Raw genomic sequence first — 22,256 nt, forward strand, 5'->3', positions numbered from 1 at the left:
CGGAGATGATCCCCTTCTTCGAGCCCCGCGGGGCACAGCGCGCCGGAATTGCCGCAACGACTGCAGGCGCCGCGATGTTCATGTGCCTGCTGTCGTGGGCGGCACCGGCGGCCGCCGAAGGCCCGCCCGTCACCGTGAGCGAGGCACGCATCCAGCCGGTGGTACGCATCCTGCCGGTGAGCGGCACGGTGACCTCCCCCCGCTCTGCGCTGCTCTCCCCGTCCGTCGGCGGCCTCATCGATGACTTCGCCGTGGACGCCGGCGATACCGTGGCGGCGGGGGACCTCCTGGTCAGCCTGGATGCCGAACTCGAGGGACTCGCGCTCGAGCGTGCCCGGGCAACCCTCGCGGAGGCGGAGGCCGGACTGGCCGATGCCCGGCGACGGCTGGCCGAGGCGGAGCGGCTCGGCAGCGAACGGGGCATACCGGAGACCGAGATCGAATCGCGCCGGGCAGAGGTGGCCCGCGACGAGGCGGCACTGCAGGCGGCGAGCGCGGCCTTCCGCCAGCAGCAGGCGGTGGTACGGCGCCACGAGATCCGGGCGCCGTTCGCGGGCGCCGTCGCTCGCCGGCTGGCGGAGGTCGGCGAGTGGGTCAATCCCGGCGACGGCCTGCTGGAGCTGGTGGCCACTGAAGGGCTGCGCTATGACTTCCGGGTGCCGCAGAACTACTACCCCGACATTTCCGCAGACACTCTCATCGACATCAGTCCTGATGCCGCGCCGGAAGAGTCCATCCCGGGCGACATCATCGCCATCGTGCCGGTGAACGACCCGGCCGCGCGCACCTTCCTGCTGCGCGCCGTGGCCGCCGCCGGGCACAGCCTGCCGGTGACACCGGGCATGTCCGCACGTGGCGCGCTGCATCTGGACACCGGCCGCGAGGCCGTGGTGGTGCCCCGCGACGCCCTCATCCGCTATCCCGACGGCCGCATTACCGTCTGGGAGCTGCAGGCCGAAGGCGATACGGCGACGGTGGCCGAGCAGCGGGTCGAGACCGGTCTGCAGTTCGACGGTCTGGTCGAGGTCGTGAGCGGCATCGCGGCGGGCACGCGCGTAGTCACCCGGGGCAACGAGGCGCTGCAGAACGGACAGACCGTCACCGTGACCAGGGACTAGGGCCGTGTTCGAGGCCATCGTCCGCAACGGCATCCTGACCACCGTCGCCGCGCTCATCATAACGGTCATCGGGCTGGTGGCCGCGTTGCGCATCCCGGTGCAGATGATCCCGGACCTGGAGGTGCGGACCATCTCCGTGCGCACCTCCTGGCCGGGCGCGACCCCGCAGGATATCGAGAAGGAAATCCTGATCGAGCAGGAGGAGTATCTCCGCAATATCCCGAACCTTCAGCGACTCGAGGCCACCGCTTCGAGCGGCCAGGCCCGCATCGAGCTCGACTTCCCCTTCGGCGTGGACATCACCCAGACGTTGATCCGGGTCAACAACGCACTGACCCAGGTGCCCTCCTACCCCCTGAACGTAGACGAGCCGCGGGTGGACGCCACCAGCTTCTCCTCGAACGCCTTCATGTTCTTCCGCGTCTCGCCGCTGTCGGGCAACCCCCGCTCGCTCGACATGGACATGATGCGGGACTTCATCGAGGACAACGTGCGCCCGCGCATGTCCAGCGTGCCGGGCGTGGCCCAGGTGGGCGTCGGCGGCGGCGCCGAACGCCAGATCCGCATTCTGCTGGACCCCTCCCGATTGGCGGATCGGGGGCTTTCCATCAGCGACGTCCGCGACGCCGTGCGCAGCCGCAACCAGGACATCTCCGCCGGCGAAGTGGAGAGCGGCAAGCGCCGTTATCTTCTGCGCACCGTCGGACGCTTCGGCGACGTCGCCGACCTCGAGGGGCTGATCATCGAGCGGCGCGGCGACACGATCATCCGGCTGGAAGACGTGGCCCGGGTGGAGCTCGATCATTTCGAGATCCGCGATCTCTCGTTCGTGGACGGCGACCCGGTGATCAGCCTGTTCGTGCGCCGGGAGACCGGCTCCAACGTCATCGACATCAAGTACGCCATGCTGGATGCGGTGGAGGACATCAACGCCGACCTCCTGAACCCGGCCGGCATGGAACTCGAGCTAACCGCCGAGGACGCCGGCTACGTGGAGGCCTCGGTGGCCAACGTCTGGTTGAACCTCGGCCTCGGCGCGCTGTTCGCCACGCTGGTGATGTATCTGTTCCTGCGCTCCGGCCGCGCCACCCTGGTGGGCGTCATCGGCATCCCCATCTGCACCATCGCCGCGTTCATCGGCCTCCTCGTAACGGGACGCACCATCAACGTCATCTCGCTGGCCGGCGTCGCCTTCGCCATCGGCATGACGCTGGACAACAGCATCGTCGTCATCGAGAGCATCGAACTGGAGCGCCGCCGCGGGCTGGACCGGTTCAAGGCGGCTATCGCGGGCGTGCGCAACGTCTGGCCGGCGGTACTCGCCTCCACGCTGACCACCATCCTGGTGTTTACGCCCATCGTGTTCATCGAGGAGGAAGCCGGCCAGCTCTACTCCGACATCGCCATCGCCATCGCCGCCTCCATCCTGGCCTCCATGCTGGTGGCCATCACCCTGATCCCCACTGCCAGCGCGCGGCTGGAGTTCGGGACGAGCAAGCGGCAGCCGGCGGGAGAACACCTGCGGGAGCGGCTGCTGGCCGGAGTTGAGAGCCTCATCGCGACCCGCGCCCGGCGGCTCGGCACCATCGGCGCCACGGTCGCCGCCAGCCTCGCCGTCATTTTCATACTCACCCCGCCGGCGGAGTATCTGCCCGAGGGCGAGGAGCCCAAGATATTCGCCCGCATGAGCGCGCCGCCGGGCTACAACCTGGAGACCATGGCGGACATCGGCCTGGAGATACAGGACTACTTCCTCGACTTCGTCGGCGACGACCCCGACCGTTTCGACACCGGCGAGGCGCCGGTGCCCGCGCTGCGCTACCTCAACCTCGGCATCGAGGCGGATGGCATGCGCATCATTACCGAGCCGGTCGACCCGGACCACATCGATGCATTGATGGAGGTGCTCACCGACAAGTACGAGAGCTACCCCGGCATGCGGGCGTTCGCCTCCCGGGGCTCCATCATCACCAGCAACGACGGCGGCACCCGCTCCATCAACCTGGACATCTCCGGTCCGAACCTGACGGTGATCTACGAGGCGGCACTGGCGGCCTACCGGCGCTCGCAGGACGTGTTCGGCAACCCGCGCATCCAGTCCAACCCCTCCTCCCTCGCGCTGTCGCAGCCGCTGGTTGAGGTGCGGCCCGACTGGGACCGTGCCTCGGAACTGGGAATGAGTGCCGCCGACGTGGGCCTGACGGTGGCGGCACTCACCGACGGCGCCTTCGTTGACGAGTTCTTCCAGAACGACGACAAGATCGACATCTACCTCTTCGGCCGACGCGGCACCGAGGCCAGGCTCGACGACATCGGCGACCTGCCGGTGTGGACGCCTCGCGGCACGGTGCTGCCGCTGTCGGCGCTGGTCGCCATCGAGGAGACCGTGGACACCAGCACCGTCAGGCGCGTGAACGGCCAGAGGACGGTGACGCTGAACGTCATCCCGCCGGAGAGCATCGCGCTGGAGACGGGCGTCGAGATGATGCGCTCGGAGGTCATCGGCCAGCTGCGCGAGACCGGCGGGCTGCCCGCCGGCGTCAACGTGGATATCTCCGGCGCCAGCGACCAGCTGGCTGCCACCCAGGCCGCCCTGGCGGAGAACTACCCTGTCGCCCTGGTTATCGTCTTCCTGCTGCTGGTGGCGATCTTCCGTCACTGGGGCTATCCATTGCTGATCATGACCACCATCCCGCTCGGCATCGCCGGCGGCATCGTCGGCCTGGTGCTGCTGAACCTGGTAGGGTCCGCCCTGCCGCTCGTCGGCCTGAACCCGATACGCCAGCCCTTCGACATGATCTCCATGCTCGGCTTCCTGATCCTGATGGGTACCGTCGTGAACAACCCCATCCTGATCGTCGACCGGGCCATGCGGCAGATCCGGGAGACCTCCGTCTCGGCGCTGGAGGCCGTGCGCGAGGCGGTGCGCGTGCGGCTGCGGCCCATCGCCATGTCCACGCTGACCACCATCTGCGGCCTGTCGCCGCTGGTGTTCATGCCCGGCGAGGGCACGGAGCTCTACCGGGGCGTCGGCGCCATCGTTTTGTTCGGCATCCTGGGCGCCGCCGTGGTATCACTGACCATGTTGCCCGCGCTCACAGTCACGGCGCTGGAGTGGCGTCGCCCCGAGAAGGAGTAGAACGACCGAGCCGTTGATCGATGCCGACACTATAACCGGGACACCCTGGCACTCGCTGCCGGCGGACGAGGCGCTCGACCGGCTGGAGAGCGACGGGCAGGGTCTGGGCGAGGACGCGGTCGGTAAACGGCAGGCGGAGTTCGGCCCCAACGAACTCCCCAGGGAAGGCCACGCAGGACTGCTGCTGGTCGTGCTGCGCCAGTTCCGCGATCCCCTGATCTACATCCTGCTGATCGCCGGCAGCGTCTCGCTGGCCATCGGCAGCATCAACAACGCACTCTTCATCTTCGCCGTCCTGGCGCTGAACGCCGGCATCGGTGCCTGGCAGGAATACCGGGCGGAGACCAGCGCCGCCGCCCTGCGCGAGGTACTCGCCATCCGCGTGCGCGTGCGGCGGGAAGGACGGGAGAGAGAAGTGCCCAGTGGCGAGCTGGTACCCGGCGACGTGGTGCTGCTGGAGGCCGGCGATTCCGTGCCCGCCGACATCCGCCTGCTGCGCGGCGACAACCTGCATGCGGACGAGTCCATGCTCACCGGCGAGTCGCTGGCCGTACCGAAGGACGCCGACGCCTCGCTGGACGAGGACACGCCGCTGGGCGAGCGCGAGACCCTCGTCCACGCCGGCAGCGCCGTCGTCGACGGCAAGGGCGAGGGCGTGGTCTGCCGCACGGGCGCCGCCAGCGAGGTGGGCCGTATCGCCGAGTCGCTCAGTGAAGAAGACCAGGCGCCGCCGCTGGTGCTGAGGCTGCGCCGCTTCACCCGTCGCATCGCCATTCTCGTCCTCGCCGCGGTGGCGCTACTGTCAGCGGTCCAGTTCTGGCGCGGCGCAGAGCTCCTGCAGATCTTCTATCTGGGCGTCGCGCTGGCCGTCTCCGCCATCCCGGCCGGGCTGCCGGTGGCCATCACCGTCGCGCTCTCCATCGCCTCCACGCGCATGGCACGGCGCCACGTCATCGTTCGCCAGTTGCAGGCGGTCGAGGGCCTGGGCGCCTGCACACTGGTGGCCAGCGATAAGACCGGCACCCTTACCGCCAACGTGCTCACGGCCAAGCGCATCGTGCTGCCGGGCGGCACGGAACTGGAAGTCGAGGGCGAAGGCTACCGCCCCGAAGGCACCATTACGGACAGCGACGGCAACGAGGCGGACGAAGACGACCGGGAGGCGCTGCTCCGCCTCGCCACGGCCGGCGTCCTGTGCAACGAGGGCGAGCTGCGAGCCGGCGAGAGCGGGGACGACGAGCCGGAGGTGGCAGGCGACAGCGTCGACATCGCCTTCCTGGTGCTCGGCGCGAAACTGGATCTCGATCGCCAGGAGCTGCTCGAGGATCGACGGCAGACCGGCGATATCCCGTTCGAGTCCAGCCGCCGCTACGCCGCCAGCTTCCACGAGGGAGATGACGGCACACGCCTGTACGTGAAAGGAGCTGCCGAGGTGGTCTCCGGGATGTGCAGCGGCATCGACGCGGAGGAAATCGCCGAACGGGAAACCGGCCTGGCCGAGCGAGGCTTCCGGGTGCTGGCCGTGGCCGCCGGGCATACCGACAGTGACGACCCCGGCGACGACGATCTGACCGGCCTGGACTTCCTGGGTCTCGTAGCCCTCATCGACCCCGTGCGTCCGGAGGTACCGGAGGCCATCGGGCACTGCCACTCGGCTGGCGTCGAGGTGCGCATGATCACCGGCGATCATCCCCGCACCGGCCTCGCCATCGCGCGGGAACTGGGTATCGCGGGTGAGGACGACGAGGCGGTGACGGGACGGGAACTGCAAGACCTGCAAGACGACGACCCGGAGGAATACGACCGGCGCATCGCCCGGGCCAGGGTCTTCGCGCGAGTCGAGCCGACGCAGAAGACGGATATCGTGGCGCGGCTGCAGCAAGCCGGCCACTTCGTCGCCGTCACCGGTGACGGCGTCAACGACGCGCCCGCGTTGAAAGGCGCCCACATCGGCGTGGCCATGGGCGAAGGCGGCACCGACGTGGCGCGGGGCGCGGCAGCGCTGATCCTGACCGACGACAACTTCGCCTCCATCGTGCACGGCATCGAGGAAGGCCGCGGCGCCTACGACAACGTGCGCAAGGTCACCTGGCTGCTGCTCGCAACCGGCGCCGGCGAGGTGCTGCTGTTCTTCCTCGCCATCTTCGCCGGCCTGCCACTGCCGCTGAATCCCGTCCAGCTGCTGTGGCTGAACCTGGTCACCAACGGCATCCAGGACGTGGCACTCGCGTTCGAGAAGACCGAACCCGGTGTCCTGAAACGCAATCCGCGCTCCCCGGACCAGCCCATCTTCGACCGGCTGATGATCCGCCACACCCTGACTTCCGGACTGTACATCGGCGGCGTCGCCTTCGCCGTGTACTACTATCTGCTCCAGGCCGGCTACGGCGAGCACGAGGCGCGCAACCTGCTGCTGCTGCTGATGGTACTCTTCGAGAACGTGCACGCGTTCAGCTGCCGCTCGGAGCGGCGCTCGGCGTTCCGGGTGCCGCTCACGGCGAACCTGCTGCTGGTGGCGGCGGTGGTCGCGGCGCACGGCGTCCACATCGGCGCCATGTTCGTGCCCGGTCTGAGCGATGTCCTCGGCATCGGGCCCGTCTCCGCCGGTGCGTGGCTGACCCTGCTGCCGATCGCCGTCTCCCTGCTGTTCGTCGACGAGATCGCCAAGCTGATCCATCGCCGGGCGGAGCCCGGCAGGGAGACCGGATGAACGAGTCGCTGACACTGTCGTCACTGTTCGAGGAGCTTGGCGGCCATGGCGAGCATCCCGCGGTGGTCGAGGCGGACGGCGGCGACAACCCCGTCCTGACCTACCGGGAACTCGCGGACCGAATCCCCGCCGTCGCCATCGGCGCCGATGCGGACGGCTACGACCGGGTCGCGCTGTTCGCCACGCCGGACGCGGACTGGATCAGCGTCTTCCTCGGCCTGCTCCGGGCCGGCATCACGGCCGTGCCGATCGACACCCAGATGGAGCGGGAACAACTCGGCAGCATCTTCGCGGATACCGACATCCCCTGCGTGGTCGCGGACGAGGAACGCGCCTCGATCCTGCAGGAGATCGACTACGACGGCACCGTGCTCCGGCTCGACCGCGACGGCGGCGCCCGTAGCTGGCAGCGCTGGCTGAACATCGACGGCGACGCGCCGGACCTGCCCGGCGCAGAGGATACCGCCCTGCTGCTGTTCACGAGCGGGACGACCGGCCCGCCGAAGGGTGTGCCCCTGAAACACCGCAATCTGGCCTTCCAGGTGCGCACGGTGGAGGAAACGGGCCTCGTCGCCGCCGACGACTGCATGCTCCAGCCGCTCCCGCTGCACCACGTCTACCCCCTGGTCATCGGCACGCTGGCGCCCCTGTCCCTCGGCATCCCCATCGTCATCCCGGCCAGCCTGACCGGTCCGGACATCATCCGGGCCATACGGAGCCACGACGTCACCATTATCCTGGGCGTGCCGCGTCTCTACGCCGCCCTGCTCGCCGGCGTGGATGCCCGCATCGACGGCCTGCCGGCGCCGGTCAGGCTATTGATGGACGGACTCATCCGCGGCTGCACCGCGGTGCGCCGCGCCACGGGCGTGAATGCGGGCCGCTACCTGCTGCGGCCCCTGCATCGCCAGCTCGGCCCGACATTGCGCATGCTCGCCTCGGGGGGCTCGCCGCTGGACGCCGCCACCGCCCACCGGCTGGAGGGTATCGGCTGGGACGTGGCCATCGGCTACGGCCTCACGGAGACGGCGCCGCTGCTTACCATCAAGATGCCGGGCCGTGGCCACCTCGATACCGTGGGCCGGGTCGTCGACGGCATCGAGCTCTCCATCGACCGATCGGTGCAGACGGCCAGCGACGCCGACGCCGGCGAGATCCTCGTCCGCGGCCCCGGCGTCTTCGAGGGCTATCTGGACCGGGAGGACGAGACTCGAGAATCCTTCACCGACGGCTGGTTTCGAACCGGCGACCTCGGCCGCATCGACGACGACGGCTACCTGCAGGTGCTCGGCCGCAAGAGCACCATGCTCGTCACCGCCTCCGGCGAGAACATCCGTACCGAGGCCCTGGAGGAGGCGTACGCCGAACACCCGCTGATCGCCGAGATCGGCATACTTAAGGACGGCGAGCAGCTGGCCGCCGTCATCTTCCCGGACCTCGAGGCGCTGCGTCGGGAATCACGCTCCGCCGAAGACGCCATCGGCGCGGCCGTGCGTGAACGCTCGCGCTCCTTCCCCTCCTATCAGCGCCTCGACCGCTACCGCGTCACCCATGAGCCTCTCGACCGCACGCGGCTGGACAAGATACGGCGGAACAAACTCGAGGAGCGCTACGAGTCCCTGGCCGACGGCGAGGATGCGGAAGGCGGCGAGCCCATGGCCATCGACGACATGGCCGCCGAGGACCGGGAGCTGTTGCGCAACGAGCGCGCCCGCAAGGCCTGGGAACTGCTGGCGGAGCGCTACCGTCGGATGCGCCTGACGCCGGACACCAGCTTCCAGCTCGAGCTCGGCGTCGACTCCCTCGGTTGGCTCGACCTCAGCATGGACATCGCGCGGCGCACCGGCGCCGAGCTGCGCGAAGACGACATTGCGGGCATCGAGACCGTACGGGATATGCTCGCCGCCGTCGCAGAAAAGGAGGAATCCGTCGAGGAACTGCATACGCCGCTCGAACAGCCGGACTCGGTACTCACCGACGAGCAGAAGGAATGGCTCGAACCGCGCTCCCGGGCCAGCGCCATCACCGCACGGGCCGCCTATGCCGTCAACACCGGCCTGATGCGAGCGGCGTTCCGGGTGAGTGCCTCCGGCGAGCCGCCGCCGGAGTCCGGGCCGCTGCTGATCGCCCCCAATCACGCGAGCTTCCTGGATCCCTTCGTGCTGGCGGCCACGCTCCCGCCCGACCTGCGTGTGGACACATTCTGGGGCGGCTGGACCGGCTGGGCCTACAGCAACGCCGTCTTCCGCGGCTTCAGCCGGCTGGGCCGCGTCATCCCGATCGACCCGCGCCGCACGGTGGTCTCCAGCCTGGCCTTTGCCAAGTCCGCGCTGGACCGCAACCGCGTCCTGGTCTGGTTCCCCGAGGGCGAGCGCTCTCGGGACGGCGAGCTGCAGCCGCTGCGCCCCGGCATCGGCGTGCTGCTGGAACATGCACCGGAAGTCACGGTGCTGCCCGTCTCCATCGAAGGCGCGTTCGAAGCCTGGCCGAGGGGACAGCGTCTGCCGCGCCCGTCACGCATCGTGGTCCGCTACGGCAGGGGGATCAGTGTGCAGGACCTCCACGACCGCGGCGCCGGCGAGAACGATCGCGACCGCATCCTGGACGGCCTTCGCTGGGCCATCCGGGACCTGCAGGACCACGATTGAAAGGCGCTCGCGCCGATTGAGTCGGCGGGGCCGCTCAAGTACACTACCCGCCCTCTGCGGCAGCTGTCCGCCGGTATGGAGACCGGAAAGTCTCTTCCCGAACCGGTACTTACGGGCGCTCCGCACGGCACCGTCGGCCTTCCGCGGCCGACGATCCAAACGGAATCGGGGTGTAGCTCAGCCTGGTAGAGCACTGTCTTCGGGAGGCAGGGGCCGGAGGTTCAAATCCTCTCACCCCGACCAGTCATAATGGCTGGTCGGCCAAGGTTGGGGTTCCCAGCATCCTTAGCCGAGCGTGAAGCGCTCCCGCAGAAAACGCGCAATGCCCTCTTCATCATGGTGGCCGATCACGGACGTGGCAGCAGACCTGATCCTTTCGTTCGCATTTGCCGGGGCGTAACACTCGTCCGCCGCCTCGAACATGCTGAGGTCGTTGTCGCTGTCACCGAAGCAGATGACCCGCTCCAGGCCAAGGAGGTCTTTCAGCGTCCGGATGGCGCCACCCTTGCTGGCATGGCTGTGATGAATATCCAGCCAGCGCCACTGATCGCCTTCCAGCGCGACCCCGGAGTAAGCCACGAGGGCCGGCTCGTCCTCGATGCTCGCGACGACGGCGGCGATGGCATTCGCCTCGCCGATAGCGTTCACGTGGGTCACGACTGCATCCGGCGGCAGTTCGTTCAGTCCGCGTACGGAAAGCTGCGCTTCCATACCCACGTGGGCGATGAGTTCGCGCTCGATCGGCGTCAGGGTCGGCGGATGGTACACGGCGCCCTCGTTGCCCTCTGCCAGCGTGAAGATGAAAGGGGTCAGGCCCTGCGTCATGCTGGCGCTCGTGACATGCTCCAGCTCGGCAGGCGTCAGGGTGGCGACGCTCGACAGGCGCCGGGTGTCAGGATGCCAGATGACCACGCCATTCTTGTAGGCCTGGGGCAGCCTGAAACTGTGTCCGTCGAGCACCGCCCGCGCGCCGTGCAACGTGCGCCCCGTTGCGACCGTGTATGCGATCTCCCGATCGGCCAGGAGCTTCAGCGTCTCACTGGTGAAGTCTGAGATCGCGGACGCCCTGTTTAGCAGCGTACCGTCGAGGTCGAAAACAACGAGTTCCATCTTTAGATAATCTGCCCGGTCGGTTCGAGTGCGTTGCGAGTCGTCCTACCCGCCCCGGGCACATTCTAATCTAACGTCCGTTACAGTGCGGCGTCCGGGCATTGCTGACAGGACCGAAGCCTAGTTGAAAAGGCCGGTAGCGGCCTAGCTAAAATGGTCGCTTCCTGGCGAGAAGCAGCCTATCGTCACGTCGTACCCGGATGACGGCGCCAGCGCCGCACTGGTGCTAAAGTCCCCCGCGAACCAGGCAGAGAGACTGACGGCAACCCTATGAGCGAAGAGATCGAGGCGGAAGGCCTGCCGCCGGACCGCCAGGCCGGCGTCTGCCTGCACATCACCTCCCTGCCGGGCCGCTTCGGTATCGGCGAGATCGGCCGCGAGGCGCTGGCCTTCGTCGACCACTTGCGGCGCATGGAGCTCGGCGTCTGGCAGTTCCTGCCCACCGGCCCCACGGCCTACGGCGACTCTCCCTACCAGCCGCTGTCAACGTTCGCCGGCAACGAGATGATGATCGCCACCGGCGACCTGCTGGAGGCGGGATTGCTGCGCCCGGCCGAGGTCGCACCACTCCGGTCGTTGCCCCGCGACTCCGTCGATTACGGGGCGCTGATCCCGCTTAAGACGGCGCTGCTGCAAACGGCTGCAGGCCGCTTCGACCGGGTCGCGGACAGCGCACTGAAATCGGCGCGGGATGATTTCTGCGAGCGGCACGATGCGGCGTGGCTGCGCGACTACGCGCGCTATCGCATCCTGAAGTCGCGGCACGGCGAACGGCCGTGGCCGGAGTGGGAGCCGCGTTACGTGCATCGCGAGACCGCGGCGCTCGCGCGGTTCGAGGCGGACGCCGGCGCCGCCATCGATGCGATCAGGACGATCCAGTTCCTGTTCCATCACCAGTGGCATCGCCTCCGCCGCTATGCCAGCGAGCAGGGTGTGCGGCTGTTCGGCGACATGCCGATCTACATCGCACTGGACAGCGCCGACGCCTGGGCGAACCGGGACATCCTGCAGATCAGCCAGGACGGACGGCCGGAATTCGTCGCCGGCGTCCCGCCCGACTACTTCAGCGCAGACGGCCAGCTGTGGGGCAATCCGCTCTACGACTGGGAGAAGCACGCCGCCTCGGGCTACCGCTGGTGGGTCGAGCGCCTGCGGGCGGCCGCCGCCCTCGCCGACCTGGTGCGCATCGACCACTTCCGCGGTTTCGAGGCCTACTGGTCGGTGCCGGCCGGTGCGGACACCGCCCGGGACGGCACCTGGCTTCCCGGCCCCGGCGACGCACTCTTCGAGGCCATCCGGCGGGAACTCGGCGAGCTGCCGATCGTCGCGGAGAACCTCGGCGTCATCACGCCGGAGGTGGAGGCGCTGCGCGCGCGTCACAATCTTCCGGGTATGATCGTGCTGCAGTTCGCCGTCGCGGACCCGGACTTCGCGCTGGACGAGGTGCCGGCGGACTGCGTCTGCTACACCGGCACCCACGACAACGACACGACGCGCGGCTGGTTCGCCGGCAGCCCCGACGACCTGCGCTCGCCGGAGGAAATAGAGCGGGCCCGGCAGGCCGCACTGGAGATCACGGGCGGCACGCCGGAGACGATCCACGAGGACCTGATCCGGGCCGCGTTCGCCACGCGGGCGGGACTGGCGATGGCACCGATGCAGGACTATCTCGGCCTCGGATCCGGGGCGAGGATCAACACACCGGGCACCTCGGCCGGCAACTGGCGCTGGCGGCTGGACCCGGCGGCCGTGACGGAGCCTTTCCTGGACCACGTGGCGGCCCTGGTGGATGCCACGGAGCGCACCCCGCCCCGCCACCATCCCTGATTGCGACGACCGTCCCGAAATTGTCCGGCCGATCTGGCAAACTAGCGGCTGGATTCGACACCCGAAGAGGCCCGCACCGTGGCCGACATGCAGATCTATGATGACGCGCGTTTCGTCAGCCGCCTGACGCGGGAGACGCTTGCGCTGGTCCTGGCCGGAGGCCAGGGCTCCCGGCTGCACGAGCTGACCACCTGGCGGGCGAAGCCGGCGCTGCACTTCGGCGGCAAGTACCGCATCATCGACTTCCCGCTGTCGAACTGCCTGAACTCCGGCATCCGCCGCATCGGCGTGCTGACCCAGTACAAGGCCCACTCCCTGATCAGCCACCTGGTGCAGGGCTGGTCGTGGATGAATGCCGGCGCAGCCAGTCAGGAATTCGTGGAGATCCTGCCCGCCTCCCAGCGCGTGGGCGGCGAGTGGTACAAGGGCACGGCCGATGCCGTGTACCAGAATCTGGACATCATCCGCACGCACGAGCCCCGCTACGTCCTGATCCTGGCGGGCGACCACATCTACAAGATGGACTACGGCAGCTTCCTCGCCGCGCATGCGGAGTTCGGTGCCGACATGACCATCTGCTGCCTGGAGGTACCCATCGAGGAGGCGGCGGGGCAGTTCGGCGTGATGACGGTGGACGAGACCGGGCGCATCATCGCGTTCGACGAGAAGCCGGAGAAACCCAACTCCATCCCCGGCAAGCCCGGTCTGTGCCTCGCTTCGATGGGGAACTACGTCTTCAACACCAGTTTCCTTTACGAGCAGGTCATCAAGGATGCCGATACCGCGACCTCCGCCCACGATTTCGGGCGCAACATCATCCCGTCGGTGATCAGGGACTACCGGATCTATGCCTATGCCTTTCGTGACGCGGAGACCGGCGAACAGGCCTACTGGCGCGACGTCGGGACCCTGCAGGCTTTCTGGGAGGCGAACATGGAGCTGGTCTCCGTCTCCCCGCAGCTCAATCTCTACGACGAGACCTGGTCTGTGCTGACGCACCAGGCCCAGTTGCCGCCGGCCAAGTCCGTGTTCGACGATGCTACCCGCCGCGGCGAGGCCATCAATTCCATGGTCTCCGGTGGCTGTATCATCTCCGGCGCCCACGTGGGCAACTCACTGCTGTTCTCCCGCGTCACGGTCAATTCCTACAGCAGCGTTACCGACTCGGTCGTATTGCCCGACGTCGAGATCGGCGAGAACTGCCGCATTCACCGCGCCATCATCGACCGCGGCGCGAAGATCCCGGACGGCACGATCGTCGGCGAGGATCCGGAAGCAGATCGCGCCCGCGGCTTACGCGTGACCCGGACCGGCTTGACCCTCGTCACGCCGGACATGCTGGGACAGTACCTGCACTTCACGCGCTAGCAGCAGCAGGATCTCCGGCATCGGCACGAAGCACGTCATTTTTCTCGCGGCCGAGAACGGCGCCCTGCCGGGCGGCAAGGTCGGCGGCGTGGGCGACGTCGTCCGCGACCTGCCGGCGGCGCTCGCGAAACTCGGCTGGCAGGCGACCGTTCTCACCCCGTCGTACGGGGTCTTCTCGTCCCTGCCGGGAGCGCGACGCATCGGCTTGCTGGACGTCGACTTCGCGGCTCGCAGCGAGACGGTGGAGGTCCACGAAGCTGTCCCGCCCGAAGGCGGTGTACGCCAGCTGGTATTCGAACATCCGCGCTTCAGCGCCGGCGGCATCGGCAGGATCTACTCCGATGACGGGGAGGACGGCCCCTTCGCGACGGATGCGACCCGGTTCGCCTTCCTGGGCGCCACCGCGGCGCGCTGGATCCGCGACCTCGAGGCGGCGCCGGACGTGCTGCATCTGCACGACTGGCATGCCGCCTTCTATTGTCTGTTCCGGAGTTTCGCGCCCGATTACGAATCCCTCGCCGCGATCCGCACCGTCTTCACCATCCATAACCTCTCCTACCAGGGTACCCGGCCGCTGGACGGCCACGCCTCGTCGCTCGCCGCCTGGTTTCCCGATCTCGAGGTGGACCCGGCCCTCGTCGGCGACCCGCACAGCCCCGACTGCATCAACCCGATGGCGCTCGCCATCCGCACCTGCGACCGCGTGAGCACCGTATCGCCGACCTATGCCCGCGAGATCCTCGAGCCGAGCGACCCGGCGCGCGGCTTCATCGGTGGCGAGGGGCTGGAGCGCCAGCTGGGAAACGCGGCACGGGGAGGACGGCTGGTCGGCATCCTGAACGGCTGTGACTACCGCGGCGCGCCGGGACGCCGTCCCGACTGGCACGACCTGACCGGCCTGGCGGCCTGGCAGGTGAACGTCTGGCGCGACGACGCACCGGAGGACCCGGCTCACCGGGCCGCGCGCGATCGACTGCTGGCGCTGCCGAAGCACAGGCCCGAGCACGTCCTCGTCAGCATCGGCCGGCTCGTCGGGCAGAAGGTCAGCCTCTTTCTCGAAGAACTCGAGGACGGCCGGACGGCGCTGGAACACGTGCTGGATGCGCTGGGATCCCGCGGTATGCTCATCATGCTCGGGAGCGGCGAAGCCACTTACGAAAGGCGTGTGACCGCGATCGCACAACGCCGCCAGCAGCTGCTGTTCCTGCGCGGCTACTCGGAGATGCTCTCGGAGGCCCTTTACCTCGGCGGCGACCTGTTCCTGATGCCCTCGAGTTTCGAACCCTGCGGGATCAGCCAGATGCTGGCCATGCGCGCCGCGCAACCGGTGGTGGCGCACGCGACGGGCGGTCTCTGCGATACGATCGAGGACGGGCGCACCGGCTTTCTTTTCTCCGGTACGACCTCCCGCGCCCAGGCGGCCGCTTTCGTCGCCAGGGTGGAACAGGCGCTCGAGCTGAAATCGAGCGACAAGACGGAATGGGAGAACCTGCGCATCCGCGCGGCTTCGAGGAAATTCGACTGGGCAAGCACTGCACGTGACACCATCGCCAGGCTCTATGAACCGCAGGACTGAAACAGACCGGCTGCTGGCCGGCATGGCGGCGGTAGCCGATGGACGCTACCACGACCCGTTTTCGTTACTCGGCGTGCACCGGGTCGGCAACCTGCGCGTAGTCAGGACGCTTCAGCCCCAGGCGCGGGAAGTCGAACTGATCGACGCCGAAGGCGGCCATCTCGCGACGATGGAACGCGTCCACCCGTCCGGACTCTTCACCGCGCCGCTGCCGGCCCGCAAACGCCGCTACCGGCTGCGGATCACGACCCACGAGAGCGAGAGCTACGAGATCGAGGATCCTTATCGGTTCCCGACGACCCTGGGGGAGATGGACCTGTACCTGCTCGGTGAAGGCTCCGACCGGAAGATCTACGAGAAACTCGGCGCGCAGCTCCGCGAGATCGACGGTGCCGCCGGCACGCGTTTCGCCGTCTGGGCGCCGAATGCGTCCCGCGTGAGCGTGGTCGGCGACTTCAACGGCTGGGACGGGCGCCGGCACATGATGCGGCTGCATCCGGCCAACGGCATCTGGGAGGTGTTCGTGCCCGGCGTCGGACAGGGGACACGTTACAAGTACGAACTGCTCGACCGGGACGGCCGCCTGCTGCCGCTCAAAACGGACCCCTTCGCCCGCTATCACGAGCCGCCGCCGGGCAACGCCGGCATCGTCTACCGGAGCGGCTACGACTGGCAGGACGACGCCTGGATGGGCACCCGCTCCATGACGCCCGACCTGGCGGCGCCGCTCGCCATCTACGAGGTACACCTGGGCTCCTGGCGCCGCCGGGCCGACGGCAGCTATCTCGGCTACCGGGAACTCGCGGACGAGCTGATCCGCTACGTCACCGACATGGGCTTCACCCACATCGAGTTCCTGCCGGTCACCGAACACCCGTTCGACGGCTCCTGGGGCTACCAGCCCATCGGGCTGTTCGCACCCACCCAGCGCTTCGGCGAACCCGACGACTTCCGTTATCTGGTCGACCGCTGCCACGCCGCCGGCATCGGCGTCATCGTCGACTGGGTGCCTGCGCATTTCCCGAAGGACGAGCACGGGCTGCGCCGCTTCGACGGCACGGCGCTGTACGAGCACGAGGATCCCCGCAAGGGCGAGCATGCCGACTGGGGGACGCTGATCTTCAACTTCGGCCGGCGCGAGGTCGTGAACTATCTCATCGGCAGCGCGCTGTACTGGGTCGACGAATTCCATATCGACGGTATCCGGGTGGACGCCGTCGCCTCCATGCTCTATCTCGATTATTCGCGCGAGGACGGCGAGTGGGTGCCGAACGAACTCGGCGGCAACGAGAACCTGGAGGCCGTGGACTTCCTGCGCCGGTTCAACACGGAGATCCACGCACACGGCGCCGTATCGTTCGCCGAGGAGTCGACGGCGTGGCCGGGGGTCTCGCGGCCCGTCGAGGCCGGCGGCCTCGGTTTCACCTACAAATGGAACATGGGCTGGATGAACGACACCCTGGCATACATGTCCGAAGACCCGGTGCATCGCCGCCATCATCACGACAAGATGACATTCGGCCTAGTCTACGCCTTCAACGAGAATTTCGTGCTGCCGCTCTCCCACGACGAGGTGGTGCACGGCAAGCGCTCCATCCTCGGGCGCATGCCGGGCGACGAGTGGCAGCGCTTCGCCAACCTGCGTGCCTACTACGCCACCCTATACGCGCACCCGGGCAAGAAGCTGCTCTTCATGGGCAACGAAATCGCCCAGTATGCCGAGTGGAACCACGACCGCTCGCTGGACTGGCACCTGCTCGAGTACCCGGTGCACCAGGGCGTCCAGCGCCTGCTGCGCGACCTGAACGTGCTGTACGGGCGCACGCCCGCGCTGCACGAGATCGACTTCGAGCCCGCGGGCTTCGAGTGGATCGCCTGGGACGATCGGGACAACAGCATCTTCTCCTGGATCCGGCGCGACCGTTCGGACGGCTTCGTGATCTGCGTCGCCAACATGACGCCGGTCGTGCGCCAGGACTATCGTATAGGGGTGCCCGAACCCGGGCGCTACGAGGAACTCCTCAATACCGACGCCACGGGCTACGGCGGCTCGGGTTTGCATAATCCCCCGCGGGACGCCGAGGCCGTGGTCAGTCACGGCCGCGATCAGAGCCTCTGCCTGACGCTACCGGCGCTGGCAACGCTTATACTCGGGCCTTCCACCCGAAATTCCTGACGGAGATTCACTATGTCTGCACGTTCCGACGAAACGGTCGGCATCGGCGAGATCGAGCTGCTGCAGACGCCCGAGCTGCCGATGACGGCGGATGGGATCCTGCGGGATTTCACCCACTACTTCGGCCGCACACTCGGCCGGCGCACCATCCGCACGCAGGCGCCGTATCTGTATCAGGCGGTGGTCTATGCCACGCGCGACCGGCTGATGGAACGCTGGGGCCGCACCCGCATGGCGATGGAACGCGATCACGTGCGCCGCTGCAGCTACCTCTCTCTGGAGTTTCTGATGGGGCGGCTGTTGCGCAATGCGCTGCTGAATCTCGGCATCGAGGAAGAGACGGCTGAGGCGCTGAACCGCATCGGACTCGACCTGGAGGACGTGTACGAGCGCGAACTCGACGCGGGCCTCGGCAACGGCGGTCTCGGACGGCTGGCGGCGTGCTTCATGGACAGCTGCGCGACGCTGGAGCTGCCGGTGGTCGGTTACGGCATCCGCTACCAGTACGGCATGTTCCACCAGCAGATCGAGAACGGCTTCCAGGTGGAGGAGCCGGACCCGTGGCTGCGGCAGGGTTTTCCCTGGGAGGTCGAGCGTTTCGAGTTCGCCCAGACCGTGCGCTTCGGCGGCCGCACCGAAAGCCATACCGATGCGGCCGGGCGCACGCGCTACCGCTGGGTGGACACACACGACGTACTCGCCATCCCATTCGACGTGCCGGTACCCGGCTACCGCAACGACGTCGTGAACACGCTGCGGCTGTGGTCCGCCGCGGCCACCGACGAGTTCGACCTCGAGGAATTCAACGCCGGCAGCTACACCCGCGCCGTCGCGACCAAGAACCAGGCCGAGAACATCACGATGGTGCTCTACCCGAACGCCGAGTCGGAGAACGGCCAGGAACTCAGGCTGCGCCAGCAGTACCTGCTCGCCTCCGCGAGCCTGCAGGACATGCTGCGCTATCACACCTATCACCACGGCAACGACGTGAGCGAGTTCGCGGACAGGAACTGCGTGCAGCTGAACGACACCCACCCGGCCATCGCCGTCGCCGAGCTGATGCGGATCCTGCTCGACGAGTTCGATCTCGACTGGGACGAGGCCTGGGCCATCACCCGCAAGACGATGGCCTATACCAATCACACCCTGCTGCCCGAGGCCCTCGAGATGTGGCCGGTGTCCATGTTCCGCCGGCTGCTGCCGCGGCTGCTGGACATCATCTACGAGATCAACGCCCGGTTCATCGGCGAGATCAGCCGGCGCTGGCCGGGCGACAACGATCGCATCGCCCGGATGTCGCTGATCCAGGAAGGCAGCGACCCGATGGTACGCATGGCCTACCTCGCGATCGTCGGCAGTTACTCGGTGAACGGCGTTGCGGAGCTGCATTCCCAGCTCCTGACCGACGGTCTGTTCCGCGACTTCGCCGAACTCTGGCCGTCACGCTTCAACAACAAGACCAACGGCGTCACCCAGCGCCGCTGGCTGGCCGCCTGTAACCCGGACCTGGCGGAACTCATCAGCGCCCGCATCGGTTCCGGCTGGGTCACCGACCTCGGCCAGCTCGCAAAGCTGCGCGAGTTCGCCGACGACGCCGGATTCCAGGCGGAGTGGCGGCGTGTGAAGCTCGGCAACAAGCTGCGCCTGGCCAACGACATCGCGGCGAAGACCGCGCTCACGCTGGGCACGGAGATGCTGTTCGACGTCCAGGTCAAGCGCATCCACGAGTACAAGCGCCAGCTACTGAACGTGCTGCACGCCGTGCACCTCTACGACCGCATCCGCCGCGGCGACGCCGGCGACCTGGTGCCGCGGGCGATCATCATCGGTGGCAAGGCGGCGCCCGGCTACGTGATGGCGAAGAACATCATCAAGTGCATCAACAACGTAGCCCAGGTCATCAACAGCGATCCGGACGTGGCGGACCGTCTGCGGCTGGTGTTCTACCCGGATTACAACGTCTCGGCGATGGAGCTCATCTGCCCGGCCGCGGAGCTTTCCGAGCAGATCTCGACCGCCGGCAAGGAGGCCTCGGGCACCGGCAACATGAAGTTCATGATGAACGGCGCCATCACCATCGGCACGCTCGACGGCGCGAACGTCGAGATCCGCGAAGCCGTGGGGGAAGAGAACTTCTTCCTGTTCGGTCACACCGTGGACGAGATCCGCGAGCTGCGGCAACACTATGATCCCCGGGCCATCATCGACGCCGACGAGGACTTCCGGCGCGTCATGCACCTGTTCGACAGCGGGCACTTCAGCCGCTTCGAGCCGGGTGTGCTCGACGCCGTGATCGCGTCCCTGCGCGAGCCCTCCGACCCCTGGTTCACGGCGGCGGATTTCCGCAGTTTCGTCGACACCCAGGCGGCAGCGGAAGCCGCCTATCGGGATACGGCCGGATGGACCCGCATGTCCATCCTCAATACCGCGAGCTCCGGGCGCTTCTCCACGGACCGGACCATGCGCGATTACAACGACGAGATCTGGAAGCTCGACCCGGTGCGGCTCGACCCTCAATGATCCGTCCCGGCAGTGCCGATGCGCTCGGCGCGAGCGCCGACGCGGACGGCGTCAACTTTGCCCTGTTCAGCTCGGTGGCCGCCGCCGTCGAGCTCTGCCTGCTCGATGCCAGCGGGCGGACGACGGCCTCGCACTATCTCCCTGCGTGCGAGGGCGACGTCTGGCACGGCTACCTCCCGGGAGTACGGCCCGGTCAGCGCTACGCCTATCGGGTCCACGGCGACTGGGAGCCGACGCAAGGCCTGCGCTGCAACCCGCACAAGCTGCTGTTGGATCCCTATGCCCGCGAAGTCGCCGGCCGGCTCGAATGGCACCCTTCGGTGTTCGACTACGTGCCCGGGCATCCGGAGAGGATGAGCGTCGCCGACAGCGCGGGCCGGGTGCCGGTCGGGGTGGTTCGCGGCGGCATCGAGCCGCCGGCCGCGGGGCCGGCCGTCCCCTGGGCGAAGACGATCTTCTACGAGGTTAACGTCCGCGGCTACACGATGCGCCACCCGGCGCTGGATGAGACCGTGCGCGGCCGCTTCGGCGGGCTGCGCCATGGCGAGGTGCTCGCCTATCTCCGCGCGCTCGGCGTCACCTCGATCGAGCTGATGCCCGTGCACGCCTTCGTCGACGAGGCGCATCTCGCCGAGCGCGGCCTCAGGAACTTCTGGGGCTACAACCCGGTGGCCTTCTTCGCACCCGAGCGCCGTTACGCCCGCCATGACCCCGTGACCGAGTTCCGGGACATGGTGGACGCCCTGCACGAGGCGGGCTTCGAAGTCATCCTCGACGTCGTCTACAACCACACCGGCGAGGGTGATGGGCAGGGGCCGACGCTGGGCTTCCGCGGCATCGACAATCTGGCCTACTACAGCACCGAGCCGGACGATCCGTCCGCCTACATCAACGATACCGGCTGCGGCAACACACTGAACGCCGACCACCCGGCGACCTGCAGGCTCGTGATCGACAGCCTCCGCTACTGGCACCGCACGATGGGCGTCGACGGCTTCCGCTTCGACCTCGCACCGGTGCTCGGTCGGCACGATCATGGTTTCTCGTCCGGGCACCCCCTGCTCACGGAGATCGGCGAGCATCCCGACCTGGCCGGCGCGAAACTCGTCGCCGAGCCCTGGGATCCCGGCCCGGGCGGTTACCAGCTGGGCGCCTTTCCGCCGCGCTGGGCGGAATGGAACGATCAGTACCGCGACGCCGTCCGCCGCTTCTGGCGCGGCGACCATGGCGCCAGCGCAGATCTGGCCCGGGGCCTGCGCGGCTCGGCCGAGATATTCGAGGCCTCGGGACGCAAACCGGTGGCCAGCGTCAACCTCGTGACCAGCCACGACGGGTTCACCCTGGCCGACGTCGTGGCCTACGACCGGCGTCACAACGAGGCCAACGGCGAGGACAACCGGGACGGCCATGCGCATAATTTCAGCCACAATCACGGCGTGGAGGGTCCGACGGACGACCCGGCCATCGTCGCCGTCCGGCGGCGACAGCGTCTGAACCTGCTCGCCACCCTGCTGTTCTCCCAGGGTACGCCGCTGATACTGGCAGGCGACGAATTCGGCAACTCACAGCAGGGCAACAACAACGCCTATGCCCAGGACAACCCGACCGGCTGGCTCGACTGGTCCGGCCTGGACGAGGACCCCGCCTTCCACGCCGCCGTCCGCCAGCTGATCGGGCTGAGGAAGGCGACCCCCCTCCTGCACCTGCCCGAGTACGTACACGGCCACCTCACGATCGACGGCCGCGACGTCCGCATCGAGTGGCAGCAGCCCTCGGGGAAGCCGATGACCAGTGACGACTGGCACCGCCTGCATGCGTTCTCCCTGTGGATTCGGGAGACGAGCGAGGGAACGGATATTGCCGTCGCGGGCGCCGCGGCGTTGCTGGTGAATGGCACGGATACCGCGACGGACTTCGAACTGCCGGCTCCCGTCGCGGTGCCCGGTGGCATCGAGGTCGTCTTCTCGAGCGCCGGGGAGCTGCTGTGCGAAGGCCATACGCTGAGAGTTCCCGCGCGGAGTTCGGCCTGGCTGCGAACAACGGCGCGCACAGACCGGTAAATGC

General features: G+C 67.9%; 11 protein-coding genes and 1 tRNA gene. 11 read left to right on the top strand and 1 reads right to left on the bottom strand.

The genetic code is table 11. The features are described from left to right. Positions 1-5: 5 nt before the first annotated feature. The 5 genes from ACJMKX_RS06335 to ACJMKX_RS06355 all read left to right on the top strand — a co-directional run bounded on the left by ACJMKX_RS06335 (position 6) and on the right by ACJMKX_RS06355 (position 9,858). Positions 6-1,118, top strand: coding sequence for an efflux RND transporter periplasmic adaptor subunit (locus ACJMKX_RS06335; protein WP_405223784.1), 1,113 nt, complete (start codon positions 6-8; stop codon positions 1,116-1,118). 4 nt (positions 1,119-1,122) lie between these two features. Then, positions 1,123-4,257: an efflux RND transporter permease subunit gene (locus ACJMKX_RS06340; RefSeq protein ID WP_405222625.1), complete on the top strand. Its 3,135-nt coding sequence runs from the start codon at positions 1,123-1,125 to the stop codon at positions 4,255-4,257. A gap of 13 nt (positions 4,258-4,270) precedes the next feature. Then, positions 4,271-6,967 (top strand): cation-translocating P-type ATPase, encoded by a 2,697-nt coding sequence (locus ACJMKX_RS06345; protein WP_405222628.1) that lies wholly within the window; start codon positions 4,271-4,273, stop codon positions 6,965-6,967. Continuing rightward, a complete protein-coding gene (locus tag ACJMKX_RS06350) occupies positions 6,964-9,615 on the top strand; it encodes an AMP-binding protein (protein WP_405222631.1) in 2,652 nt (883 codons plus the stop codon). Before ACJMKX_RS06345 ends, ACJMKX_RS06350 begins: the two co-directional genes overlap by 4 nt. Positions 9,616-9,781: 166 nt before the next feature. Continuing rightward, positions 9,782-9,858, top strand: a tRNA-Pro gene (locus ACJMKX_RS06355). A gap of 42 nt (positions 9,859-9,900) precedes the next feature. On the opposite strand, the gene ACJMKX_RS06360 is transcribed toward ACJMKX_RS06355, so the two are convergent. After that, positions 9,901-10,725: an HAD family hydrolase gene (locus tag ACJMKX_RS06360; RefSeq protein ID WP_405222632.1), complete on the bottom strand. Its 825-nt coding sequence runs from the start codon at positions 10,723-10,725 to the stop codon at positions 9,901-9,903. A gap of 270 nt (positions 10,726-10,995) precedes the next feature. Here ACJMKX_RS06360 and malQ point away from each other — a divergent pair, with 270 nt between their 5' ends. The 6 genes from malQ to glgX all read left to right on the top strand — a co-directional run bounded on the left by malQ (position 10,996) and on the right by glgX (position 22,252). After that, entirely contained in the window at positions 10,996-12,552 is a 1,557-nt protein-coding gene (gene malQ, locus ACJMKX_RS06365; protein WP_405222635.1) for a 4-alpha-glucanotransferase, read from the top strand. Positions 12,553-12,639: 87 nt separating this feature from the next. Further along, a complete protein-coding gene (gene glgC / locus ACJMKX_RS06370; RefSeq protein WP_405223786.1) occupies positions 12,640-13,920 on the top strand; it encodes a glucose-1-phosphate adenylyltransferase in 1,281 nt (426 codons plus the stop codon). A 37-nt stretch (positions 13,921-13,957) separates the two neighbouring features. Then, positions 13,958-15,496 (top strand): glycogen synthase, encoded by a 1,539-nt coding sequence (locus ACJMKX_RS06375; protein WP_405223788.1) that lies wholly within the window; start codon positions 13,958-13,960, stop codon positions 15,494-15,496. Beyond that, positions 15,480-17,672, top strand: coding sequence for a 1,4-alpha-glucan branching protein GlgB (gene glgB, locus ACJMKX_RS06380; protein ID WP_405222637.1), 2,193 nt, complete (start codon positions 15,480-15,482; stop codon positions 17,670-17,672). The genes ACJMKX_RS06375 and glgB overlap by 17 nt, the downstream gene beginning before the upstream one ends. Before the next feature lie 12 nt (positions 17,673-17,684). Further along, the gene (locus ACJMKX_RS06385; protein WP_405222639.1) at positions 17,685-20,192 is read left to right on the top strand and encodes a glycogen/starch/alpha-glucan phosphorylase; all 2,508 of its coding nucleotides are present in this window, start codon (positions 17,685-17,687) and stop codon (positions 20,190-20,192) included. Then, positions 20,189-22,252 carry a glycogen debranching protein GlgX gene (glgX, locus tag ACJMKX_RS06390; RefSeq protein ID WP_405222642.1) on the top strand — a complete coding sequence of 688 codons (2,064 nt, stop codon included), beginning with the start codon at positions 20,189-20,191 and terminating at the stop codon, positions 22,250-22,252. Before ACJMKX_RS06385 ends, glgX begins: the two co-directional genes overlap by 4 nt. Positions 22,253-22,256: the final 4 nt, after the last annotated feature.

Source organism: Lentisalinibacter sediminis (assembly GCF_040706615.1).
Taxonomy (GTDB): domain Bacteria; phylum Pseudomonadota; class Gammaproteobacteria; order Steroidobacterales; family Woeseiaceae; genus Lentisalinibacter; species Lentisalinibacter sediminis.

Bases quoted from the DNA above. Each gene is read 5' to 3' on its own strand.
- glgX (WP_405222642.1), top strand. From the start codon at position 20,189: ATGATCCGTCCCGGCAGTGCCGATGCGCTCGGCGCGAGCGCCGACGCG.
- glgC (WP_405223786.1), top strand. From the start codon at position 12,640: ATGCAGATCTATGATGACGCGCGTTTCGTCAGCCGCCTGACGCGGGAG.
- ACJMKX_RS06360 (WP_405222632.1), bottom strand. From the start codon at position 10,725: ATGGAACTCGTTGTTTTCGACCTCGACGGTACGCTGCTAAACAGGGCG.
- ACJMKX_RS06335 (WP_405223784.1), top strand. From the start codon at position 6: ATGATCCCCTTCTTCGAGCCCCGCGGGGCACAGCGCGCCGGAATTGCC.
- ACJMKX_RS06385 (WP_405222639.1), top strand. From the start codon at position 17,685: ATGTCTGCACGTTCCGACGAAACGGTCGGCATCGGCGAGATCGAGCTG.
- ACJMKX_RS06350 (WP_405222631.1), top strand. From the start codon at position 6,964: ATGAACGAGTCGCTGACACTGTCGTCACTGTTCGAGGAGCTTGGCGGC.
- glgB (WP_405222637.1), top strand. From the start codon at position 15,480: ATGAACCGCAGGACTGAAACAGACCGGCTGCTGGCCGGCATGGCGGCG.
- malQ (WP_405222635.1), top strand. From the start codon at position 10,996: ATGAGCGAAGAGATCGAGGCGGAAGGCCTGCCGCCGGACCGCCAGGCC.